2 protein-coding genes are annotated in these 2,629 nt (G+C 53.6%); both read right to left on the reverse strand.

The genetic code is table 11. The annotated features are described in order from the left end of the window. On the reverse strand, window positions 1-842 hold an 842-nt coding region (locus tag AC07VL_RS27920), incomplete at its 3' end, for a condensation domain-containing protein (RefSeq protein WP_494808739.1). Between the two features lie 210 nt (window positions 843-1,052). After that, a partial coding sequence (locus AC07VL_RS27925; protein WP_494808740.1) for a non-ribosomal peptide synthetase occupies window positions 1,053-2,629 on the reverse strand: 1,577 nt, incomplete at its 5' end.

Below are 2,629 nucleotides of genomic sequence, written 5' to 3' on the forward strand. Positions count from 1 at the left end.
GCCACCGGCGTGCCGATCACCACGTCGGCGCTGTTGCCATGCCGCGCCAGCACCACGCTCAAGGCCGCATGCAAGACCATGAACAGCGTCGCCTGCTCGCGCTGCGCCAGACGCTGCAAGCCCTGCTGCGTCGCCAGACTGCTCGTCACCACATGCCGCGCCCCCGCATAGCCGGCCTGCGCCGGGCGCGCATGATCCAATGGCAAACCGTGCACCGGCGGCAAATCCGCCAGCTGCCGCTGCCAGTAATCGAGCTGCTCGTCCAGTACGGCGCCGCTCAGCCACTCCCTTTGCCACTGCGCATAGTCCGCATAGCGGATCGCCAGCGGCGGTAACGGATCCGGCGCGCCGCCGGCCAGCGCCGCATACTGCGCCGCGAATTCCTTTACCAGCACGCCCATCGACCAGCCATCCGAGGCGATATGATGCATATTGAACAGCAACACACCCGCATCACTGCCCAGGCGCAGGAAGCGCACGCGCAGCATCACGTCGGACGCCAGGTCGAACGGCGTCGCCGCGTCAGCCGCGGCGGCTTCCTGCACCGCCTGTTCCTGCTGCACGCCAGCCAGCTGGCGCAGATCGGTCTCGGCGATGGCAAAATCGACCTGTTCGCGTATCACCTGCCACGGTTCCTCGCCCGCACTGGCAAACACCGTGCGCAGCGGTTCATGGCGCGCGATGATGCGGGCAAACGCCTGCTGTGCCAGCACCACGTCGAAGTGTCCCGTCACGCGCAGCGCCGCCGGCATGTTGTAGTGCGCACTGCCCTGTTCCAGCTGGTCCAGGAACCACAGCCGCTGCTGGGAAAAGGATAATGCAACGTTCGGTGGTCTATCCATAACAGGCAAAACCTTGGGCCGCCGTACACTCGATGTCAAACTAGCCTGATCATTTTCAGTCAGGTATTGAATGAGCTCATCCTTTTTCAGACGTATCTCAGGTAGAAAAATATCAGCACTTCCAGCTTCAACAGCACGAATCTTTAATTTTCCACCTTCTGCGTACACCTGAACACCCGCATCGGCCAACTTCTTCATCAATATACGCATTTAGATCTCTACCTCATTCAAGCCACTGGCTTCCAACAATTGAAATTTACGGACGATCATCTCGTGCTCAATTAACCCATCGATAAAGCTGGCGATACGGGCAATTGTTCCCAATTCAAATACTTTTCGAATCTGCAACTCCATATCGAATCTATTTTTAACCTCAGATATAAAACGGATAACCAGCAGAGAATGGCCACCCAAGGCAAAAAAGCTAGCCTCAACGCTGATATCATCCCATTTCAGATGCAACAGCGATGCCCATATCTCTGCGAGTTTCTGCTCTGTCTCGGTCGATGGGGCGATATACTCATCCAGCATCCAACGACCATCCGGAACGGGCAAGGCTTTCTTGTCCACCTTGCCGTTGGAATTCAAAGGGAATGCATCAAGTATTAAAAAAGCAGCAGGAATCATATATTCAGGAATACTCTTCTGCAAATATATCCTTACTTCTCTCAAAAATTCACTCGTCCCTGCCTTTGGCTCCGCAATCAAAGTAACATAGGCAAACAATCTTTTTTCACCAGTGATATCGTCCCGGGCCAAAACGATCGCAGTTTTAATCTGTGGATGCCGATTAAGCTGGCTTTCAATTTCTCCCAGTTCAATACGGAAACCTCGAATTTTCACTTGATCGTCAATCCGTCCCACATATTCCAGGTCATTGCTCGATGCGTAGCGTGCCAGGTCTCCCGTCTTGAAAAGCCGATCGGCAGGCATATCGACAAGGGTATTGGCAATAAAACGTTCCCTGGTCAATTCTGGCAAGTTCAAATAGGCATTGGCGAGATTATCACCGCCAATATGAATTTCCCCAATCGCCCCCAGCGGCGCCACCTGACCATACGGGTCGAGAAGATAGATTTGCGTATTAGAAATAGGACGTCCGATTGGGATACTACTGAACAAGCCATCCTCATTATTGCAGAGATAATAAGTAACATCCCCTGCCACTTCGGATGAACCATACAGATTCAGAATCAGCACCCCCGGCAACACCACCTTAGCGGTCTCGACCAAAGCGGAAGACAAGGTTTCCCCGCTACTGATAATCATCTTTAAATGCAGAATATCCGTTGGCTTGGCGACTTCCATAAGGGCGTTGAGTAATGACGGAACAAGTACCAGCCGCGTGACTGCTTGGTCTTTTACGATATTCCATAATGCATTAACATCGCGAGACTGCTCCTGCGACGCAATGTATAACTTCGCTCCAAACAATAATGGACCTAATGATTCCGTCATCGAATCAATAAAATTCATTGAGGTTTTTTGGATCCCACACTCGCCAGGAGTCCAAGGAAAACACTGATGCATCCAGCACAGCCGGTTGACGAGTGTTGCCCCAACAGCCCCTACCCCCTTGGGTCGTCCAGTAGAACCCGAGGTATAAATCACATAGGCCAATGAACTGTCGTCGGCTCCCCGCACGGTGTCCAAGTTCTCATCGGGATAACCCTGCAATACCTCAAGCCACTGCGCGTCGTCCAGGTACACCACCGGCATCGTGGCAAAGCCCGCCACCGTGGCGCGCAAAGCCTGTTGCGTCAGCAACAGCACCAGCCCGCTGTCCT

This window comes from Janthinobacterium sp. GW821-FHT03C08, from assembly GCF_059420905.1.